The sequence below is a fragment of the Okeania sp. KiyG1 genome (assembly GCF_014132355.1).
Classification (GTDB): Bacteria; Cyanobacteriota; Cyanobacteriia; order Cyanobacteriales; family Microcoleaceae; genus Okeania.
The window spans coordinates 61,717-70,037 of sequence record NZ_BLZO01000185.1 but is presented as its reverse complement, the minus strand read 5'-3'; the positions used below and the strand labels follow the sequence as shown (position 1 = coordinate 70,037).

General features: G+C 38.0%; 6 protein-coding genes. All 6 read left to right on the top strand.

The window, feature by feature from the left end; all coding sequences use genetic code 11:
* Positions 1-609: 609 nt before the first annotated feature.
* The 6 genes from SAGCYANO_RS41085 to SAGCYANO_RS41060 all read left to right on the top strand — a co-directional run bounded on the left by SAGCYANO_RS41085 (position 610) and on the right by SAGCYANO_RS41060 (position 6,538).
* Positions 610-2,781, top strand: coding sequence for a hypothetical protein (locus SAGCYANO_RS41085; protein WP_202225282.1), 2,172 nt, complete (start codon positions 610-612; stop codon positions 2,779-2,781).
* A gap of 199 nt (positions 2,782-2,980) precedes the next feature.
* Entirely contained in the window at positions 2,981-4,234 is a 1,254-nt protein-coding gene (locus SAGCYANO_RS41080; RefSeq protein ID WP_202225278.1) for an RNA-guided endonuclease TnpB family protein, read from the top strand.
* Between the two features lie 52 nt (positions 4,235-4,286).
* Positions 4,287-4,430 carry a response regulator transcription factor gene (locus tag SAGCYANO_RS41075; protein WP_202225277.1) on the top strand — a complete coding sequence of 48 codons (144 nt, stop codon included), beginning with the start codon at positions 4,287-4,289 and terminating at the stop codon, positions 4,428-4,430.
* 29 nt (positions 4,431-4,459) lie between these two features.
* Positions 4,460-4,912 (top strand): response regulator, encoded by a 453-nt coding sequence (locus SAGCYANO_RS41070; RefSeq protein ID WP_202225276.1) that lies wholly within the window; start codon positions 4,460-4,462, stop codon positions 4,910-4,912.
* Between the two features lie 164 nt (positions 4,913-5,076).
* Positions 5,077-6,210 (top strand): DUF3685 domain-containing protein, encoded by a 1,134-nt coding sequence (locus SAGCYANO_RS41065; RefSeq protein ID WP_202225275.1) that lies wholly within the window; start codon positions 5,077-5,079, stop codon positions 6,208-6,210.
* A complete protein-coding gene (locus SAGCYANO_RS41060) occupies positions 6,158-6,538 on the top strand; it encodes a hypothetical protein (protein WP_202225274.1) in 381 nt (126 codons plus the stop codon). The genes SAGCYANO_RS41065 and SAGCYANO_RS41060 overlap by 53 nt, the downstream gene beginning before the upstream one ends.
* Positions 6,539-8,321: the final 1,783 nt, after the last annotated feature.

The following is an 8,321-nucleotide window of genomic DNA, read 5'->3' as shown; positions in this document are numbered from 1 at the left end:
TTCAATACCATTTTTGACCTAGGTAATTCTCTTTTTTATCAAAAGGAGATCTGCTTTAAAGTCTTTTAATCATGCTTATTATTCGTAACATTCTTTTTCAAAATGGTAATAAGATATATATACAATAAAGTAAGCATTTACTGCGGAATGCTGCGCAAACATCTATTAGCAGTCAGCTATTCCTTTCCAACGGAGATGCTTCCCTACGGGATGCTACGCAAACAACAATTAGTAATGAATAATTACTTCTCAGTTTTAGTCCGGGGACCCATGGCAGTAACTTTTTATTATTTCTCAATTTTAAAGGTTGCTTTTACACGGACCCAAAATTAATGGGTGATAGCTAATAGCTGACGGCTGAATGCTTACCAATAAAATTTACTATGTTATATGTTAGTTTGAGCTAACAAACCTTTAATTTTTAATATTTATAAGTCAAGCTCAAGCCTAAATTTAAAACTTTTCTTCAGAGGGATGAAAAACATCCTAGGTAATGAAAAAAGCTAAATACAGTATTAGTTGAAAAAAAATCACCTGCTTAACAGTTAGTACAATTAGCGCAGTAAAATTAACTATGTCATCAAAAAAATTTCACAACAACAAAAATTGGTGGTCTCCCATAGCTCTTCTAAAAATGGAGAAAATGGCTATGGTAGTACTTCCCTAGTCAAAAAAGAATTAACAGATACTATTACTTCTACCTCACAAACTTTAGATAAAGAACTAAACAATACTTCAGAAGTTAAACCAGAAAAAGATTCCCAAATATCAACAACTGCAAAACCAAATAGAAAACCAAAAAGTTATTGGGTATGGCAACTAATTTGGTGGAGTGTTGCAGCAGGTTTTGGGATAACAGGTGGTGCAGCACTTCTATGGTTACTGGTTAACCCACCCCAACCAAACTGCCAACAAATTTCTCCATTATCAGCAGATGGAGAACGATTATATTGTGCCCACAAAGCTGCTGAGTCACGGAACCTAGAACAGTTGGAAACAGCTCTGGCTTTAGTAGAAAGTTGGCCAGAAGAACATCCTCTCTATCAACTAGGTCAACAAATGACGGGAGAATGGACAAAATTAATTATCGCCGTTGCTAATCAAAGAATTAGAGAGGGTGACTTACAAGCAGCTCTAGATACAGTAGCGAAAATTCCAGAAAGCAGTCCAGCTTATTCTAGGGTAGAAGAGGCAGTGGCAAGTTGGAAAAAACAATGGGCAGAAGGTCAATCTCTTTATGACCAAGCTGAAAAAGCCATGAAAGCTATGGACTGGAAAAAAGCCTCCTCTTATTCCCTAGCAATGTCAAAACTAGATAATATTCACTGGCAAAGTATTAAGTTTAGAGAAATATTAGAGCGCATGGCCTTAGAAAAAAAAGGTTGGCAAATCTTAAAAGATGCTCGCTATCTAATTTATCGGGAAACAGCAAATGAGTATGGAGAAGCGATCGCTCTAGCTAGAAAAATAGACCCAAAACTCTACATTCGAGACAGAGCTGAGAAAGATATTCAAAAGTGGAGTCGTAGTTTAATCGAAATAGCAACTGAACGTATAGAAGAAAAAGACCTCAAAGGAGCGATCGCGGCCATTGAATATATTCCTTCTGACTACAAAATGAAAAAAGAGGGCAAAGATTTAATTTTACTAGGCCATGCTAAAGCAGCAACATGGAATCAATCTATGGAAGGCTCTGAAGTTGGTAATATGGTAGCCCTAGCAGAAGGAAAAGCCGCAGCAGCTCAAATTACTTCTAATAGCCCCTATTATCAACAAGCTCAAACTCAAATTCAAGAGCTACAAAAACAGTTAGACAACTTAGCTCATATTCACTTCGCAAAAGCGATCGCCAGTGTTGGTCAACCTGCAACATTAAAGTTAGCTATAGACCAAGCTAAAATGGTTGGCCTCGAACAACCAAAGCGCATCCAGGCTCAAACTTTAATTGCTAAATGGCGCAAAGACATTCTGAAGATAGAGGACAAACCTTATGTCCTCTTAGCGAAACAGCTAGCGAAGCAGGAAACTGTGGATAGCTTTAATTCAGCAATTAAACAAGCTAGTTATGTTGCTTTGGAGCGTCCCTTGAGAATAGAAGCTCAGACCCTAATAGCTGAGTGGAATAAGCGAGTACAAATTATTGAAGATTCACCGTTATTAGCAGAAGCTAGAGTTTTAGCAAAAGAAGGAAAGCTTGGACAAGCTATTGATGTGGCGTATGAAATAGAAAGTGGTCGTGCTTTGTACGAAGAAGCTCAGGATGAAATTTATAAGTGGAGTACAGAGCTACAAATTGCCCAAGATAGGCCAATTCTCAATCAAGCCTATGGTCTAGCGGATCAAGGCCGTCTTACTGCTGCGATTAATACAGCTTATCAAATTGGCTATGGTCGCGCTCTATATTATGAAGCTCAAGGTGCTATCTCTAAATGGGCATCTGAACGAGATGCTATATGGGCAGCACAACAAGCGGAAGAAGCTCGCAGACAGCGACAGTACCAACCGGCACCAGCACCAAGTCCAAGATATTATTCACCAGCACCTAGCCCGCAATATTATTCGCCAGCACCAAGTCCACAATATTATTCACCTGCTCCACAGAGGTCTTATTCACCAGCACCAAGTCCAAGATATTATTCACCAGCACCAAGTCCACAATATTATTCGCCAGCACCTAGCCCCCAATATTATTCGCCAGCTCCACAGAGGGCTTATTCACCAGCACCAGCACCAGCTCCAGCTCCTGCCTCAAGTTCGGACGCATATTTACTTCAAGAATGATGAGCCAATCAATATTTATGAGTTAGCTATATCGCCCTTGAGCCTCACGCCATAATCTGTGATTTGGCGACCAGATGAATCTGCGGCCAATTGAATGGGTTCGATGCCGATTCAATTTGCATGCCATCCCAACAGAAGCTTTCCCCCTAGTTGAAAAACTTGTATTATTATGTTGCTATAACCCCGGAAATTTTCCACCATGGGCACTGCCTACCAATATAAATTAAGGCCAAATAAAGAACAGTTAGCCATAATAGAATTGTGGTTGGAATTGTTGCGTCGGCAGTACAACTATAGGTTAGGGGAGCGGTTCTCGTGGTGGTCAGAAAATCGTTGTCCAGTTAACGCCTGCCCCTTGGTGATGCCAATTCCTCAACTAAGAGATAATCCAAATTATTACTCTCAAAAAAAAGATTTGGTCAATACCAAAGACAAGTTTCCTGAGTACAAGCTGATTCATTCTCAGGTGTTACAAGATTGCATAAAACGGGTAAAACTTGCCTTTGATAGATGGTTTAAAGCAGATAAAAGTGGACAGAAATTAGGAAAACCAAGGTTTAAAGGAAAAGGACGTTATCGTAGTTTTACTTATCCTCAAATCAAGCAAGACTGCATAGAAGAAAACAAGATAAACTTGCCAAAAATAGGCAATATCAAGTTTATTCAACATCGACATTTACCTGATGGTTTTCAAATTAAAACAGCGACAATTAGTCGTAAAGCTGATGGTTATTATGTAACTTTATCCCTAGAAGACAAATCAGTCCCAGCTTTAACAACTCAAGTTGAACCGACATTAAAAAATACTCTGGGAATTGATATGGGACTGAAGGAATTCTTAGTAACAAGTGAAGGAGAATCAGTCCCCATACCTCAATACTACCGAAAATCTCAGCAGCGATTAAAGACTCTACAGAAACGCTTATCTCGTAAAAAGAAAGGTAGTAAAAGATGGTTAAAAGCTGTTAAAGCTGTAGCTAAACAACATAAAAAGGTTGCCGATAAACGTAAAGATTTCCACTTTAAAACAGCCAATGAATTGTTATTAAAAGCTGGAGTTATTGCCCATGAAAACTTAAACATTAAAGGGCTAGCAAAGACTCGTTTGAGTAAATCAATTAACGATGCTGGATGGGGACAATTCCTAACTATTTTGACTGTCAAAGCCGGAAATGCTGGACAGAAGACTATAGCAGTGAACCCCAAAAATACTAGCCAAGACTGCTCAAACTGTGGTGAAAAAGTCGATAAAGAATTAAACATACGAACTCATTCTTGTCCGCATTGCGGTGTTGTAATAGACCGCGACTTGTTTGCGCAGCATGACCTAGGAAATGCAGCGATAAATATAAAAAATAGGGCGGTAGGGCATTCCGTCCTTAAAGCATCGCGCTTGTCCGACGGGGTACCGGGACTGCGAAACGAGAGAGCTTACACTATACCGCAAGGTTAGTGTGGGAGTATGTCACTAGTGCCCTTAAATATCTCAATTCCAAATCAATTTTATGAATGGAGAATCAGCATTAAAATTGCTGCTTATTGATAACGATCCTATCTTTCGGGTGGGGTTAAAATTTGCCTGCGAGCAGTTTTCAGACATTGAAATAGTAGGTGAGGCAGAGGTAGGAGAAGAAGCAAAAAATTATTAAAAATTTGATAACACAAGAAAAAAAGTTTTTTGATAATTTTAGATATAGAAATCCAGAATTTGTCCGATCAAACTACACAGGATATTAAAATCTCTGGAATCGACTTTTGTGAAGAGCTAAAAACTTCATATCCTCAATTACCAATTTTATTATTGACATCCCTAAAAAACACCGCATTATTAGCATTCATGCAAGAGTTAGGTGTTAGTGGATACTGCTCTAAAGGAATAAGTATTTCTGAGTTAGTAACTATTATTCGACAAGTTGTAAATGGTCAGTCTTATTGGGTAAATAGTTCTAATAGTTCTATTAGAGAAGATGTGCCAGAAAATTATGGCAAAGTAACAATTTCAAATCTAAAAGTTCAAGCAGCAAACTTTTTCAAAATTCTTCGTTACAATGTTTGTAATTCTGGACTAAAACAGATAGATTTGTCTCTTGCAGAAATCACTTCTCAACTAGATGAAAGTGTAAAAATTTAGATAGAAATAATTTAACTTCTGTACTTAATGTAGCGATTAATTCTGGGCAACGTCGAGAATTACTAACTGCTAGGTGGGTCGTTAATCAATTATTACCTCGTTCTTTTAATCTGCAAAAACAGCCACAAAAACATTTAATTAGAGATGGTTTTTTTGACTCTCAATTGCAAGAGATTACAGGTTTACAGGCCAATAAAAATTCCAATGCAGTGAATATTAATGAGCAAATTGTACCAACAAAAAATTCAGAAGTTATTTCTCAGACTCCTACTGAAGAAATAAATGTACAAACAGCATTATTTGAAGTGACAATAGCTAAATTAAATTCTAATTTAATTAATCTTAGTAAATTGCCAATGGAAATAGATATCTTGCGGGGTGCTAAGAAACAAGAATTAATATATATAGCTTTATGTAAATTTGAAGATATTCTTGATGAACTGCGTATTACTCCTATTTTGCTGGAAGAAATACCGCAAAAAAGAAATGAGATTGTTAGTAAATTGTGGGAAGTTACTACCCAAGTTTTTTTTAGTAAATACTATCAAGTAGAAATCAGTAGTAGCACAATGACTCTCAACTCTTTTGCAGAAAAAATCAAATTAGAAGTGATGCCAGTATTGTTAAATGATGTAGAGAATGTGCATAAATTTATTCTGAATAAGATTCCTTTAGTTGAAGAATTAATAGGGCATTTATTATTTCAAGTTTCTTTAGTAGTGGATAATAAATCTTGTGCTGTAGGTACTCCTGAAGCTATGCAACTTTCTGAAGCGTTATTGCAAAATTTCTTAATTTCAATTGCTAATGCTGTGATGTACCCTTTGTTAAATAATTTTGCTGATGTTGAAGAAATTAAAGAAGATTTTTATAGTCGGCAGTTATTATCAACACGAGATATTGAAAAATTCCGTAATAGTTTATCTTGGAGATATCGTATAGAACAATATGTAGGGGAACCAAAAGCAATTTTTGAGAGTAATTTTTCTTTGTTTGTTTTGAATGAAAGTGGCATTAAAAAAATGGCGATTTATTCTCCCCGCAGACACGAATTAGCAAAACTTTCAGGTATTCCACTTACAGTAACATTACTTCTAGAAACTCGTGATGCCATAGCTCCTGGTGTTCGTGCAACTGTTTCTTTTATTGGTAGTGGAATTGTTTATTTACTTACTCAAGTAGTTGGGCGTGGTATTGGTTTAATTGGGAGAGGTATTTTTCAGGGTCTTGGTAATTCTTTTCAAGATGCTAAATTCGGTAGAAATAATAATAAAGCAGAAACAAAAAGAAATAACTAGCAGATATAGAATTGTCAGCGCGAAGGTAAGGAAGAAGGAAGACGGAAGAAGGAAAGATGGAAGAGAGGAGGGGACGTTGTCTATTTGCCCATTGGAATTAGTGTGGGGGTGTGGGGAGTGTGGGGATTGTGGGGAGTTTGAGGAGTTGGCAGGGCCTTACATATTTGCCCATTGGAATTCTTGTTTGAGAAAAAGAGGAAGTATTAAAGATGGGTACTTTTTCTCCAAAGATTCATCCCTTACTTCAGCAACGCCTGGAAGGGATGAGGGTGGGAAAAAATCTTGGGATATTCCAGCATTCGATCTTTACCGAATAATTAAAGTTTAAAGCCTCTCCTTTAAAGGAGAAACAAGCGGTCGTAGCGCAGCTTCCCGTAGGGTGGGATGGCCAGGTCTCCTCGCCATATCCAATCGAGCAAGAGAGAAAAGATTTTCATGATTAGTCAATCCTCATCTTTTCAAGAAGAGGTAATTCTAAATTCGCGCATTCTAAATTCTAAATTCTTTACCTTTGCATTGAATGGAAGTAGATCGGCAAAACAGAAATCACATTGCGGTCTATTCATTTTTGAAAGCTTCTAGGCAGAGCCAAATTCTTAACTCCAAAGTACACTAAATTTTACTTTTAAGCAATTAAGTCTGTATTGTTTATCTATCAATGTTTTCAGCTTTTTCTAGAGGGTAGGAAATAACTACGTTTAGCTGTGCTAGCGCATCTTTTTTCGCCCTAAATTACACCCAAAAAAGGGATGTTGAACTAATTTTGCTAATTTTATTTTAAATAACTAATGTTTAATTGAATTTTTGATAATTTTTAATTATTTGAGTATTTGTAACTACTTAGGGTTTGCTGAAAAAGTCTTGTGGGTGAGGGTAGGAGACAGGAGACAGGAGACAGGAGACAACCCACCCCTAACCCCGACCGTGGAGGGGAGAAATGGGAATGAGCGAGGAGGTAGGAGCTAAGTTTTGTCCCAAGATTGTTCTGCCCAACTCTTACCTAAAATACGCTCCTTTTTGAGCGTGAAGATCTGAAAACCAGGCACTACAATTCGACCTCAAAAAGGTTGAAATCGTTATATGTCAATGCTTTTAGATTTAATCAGCAAGCCCTACTTATCCAAGACATGGACAAGTTTAAATAAGTCAAAATGATACCAACTATAAATAATACTCATAACTGGTATATGGATTTTTTTCCTGATTAACAAAGAAGCTAGTGGGACTTATTCCATTTCTCAAAAACTTTTCGGTTGTGCATCAGTAAAGTGTGGGATAAGTAAGTAAGTATGGCTGGCGAATCTAATCTAAAAGCACTGATATATAAAGGTTGAACGCATTTTGGTCGCGAAGGGGGTGCAAATATTTAATCCACATTCCGCAGTTCTCAATATATCTTTATATCTGTTTACATTCCCAAAATTTCTTGAACGATAAAATGTACTTACAGGAGTTGCGATCGCCAATATTCCTTGTTTTATCAGAATTTTAGTAACAAAAATTTACATTCTGGATTTTGAGCTTGAATGGCTGAAACAATTGCTGGCTAAGGATATTAGCAGAAGTATAAAATTTATTTATCAATTAAATGTTAAGAAGTGCGGAATGTGGGATTTAAGCTTCTTGGACCAAAAAGTTAGGAAAAGATACAGGTAGAATTATTCCTCCTACTTTCTGAGCTCTCCCCACCCTCCCCACATTCCCCTCCACGGTCGGGGAAGGGGCTAGGGGTGGGGGAACCACACTTTCTTGACGCACAACCAACTTTTCAACCCATATCTTGAGCAGGGGAGTAGGGGAGTGGGAGAGTAGGGGAGTGAGGGAGAAGTAAATATATTGACATCCTCCCGACGCTGCACTTGCGTGACAGGGCAGGATTCCTAACCATCGCGCTATTAGGTCTTTCTGCTGCCTCTTGACAGAGGAGCTGCGCGCTCCAATGGACCAGCCTCCAAGGTCGAGCCTCTTTTCGGTCTAAAGGCGCGCTCCACAGACTGACACTGCTAGCCCAGCAGCCAGACTTTAAGTATAATACGCTATTGCCAAAACCGCAAAATTGATTAGTTTTTCCTGCGGAATGCTGCGCAAACATCCCGACGCTCCCCTTCGGG

What these genes read in the sequence shown, in the direction of transcription:
- SAGCYANO_RS41080 (WP_202225278.1), top strand. Translation starts at nt 2,981, where the DNA reads ATGGGCACTGCCTACCAATATAAATTAAGGCCAAATAAAGAACAGTTA.
- SAGCYANO_RS41060 (WP_202225274.1), top strand. Translation starts at nt 6,158, where the DNA reads ATGCTAAATTCGGTAGAAATAATAATAAAGCAGAAACAAAAAGAAATA.
- SAGCYANO_RS41075 (WP_202225277.1), top strand. Translation starts at nt 4,287, where the DNA reads ATGAATGGAGAATCAGCATTAAAATTGCTGCTTATTGATAACGATCCT.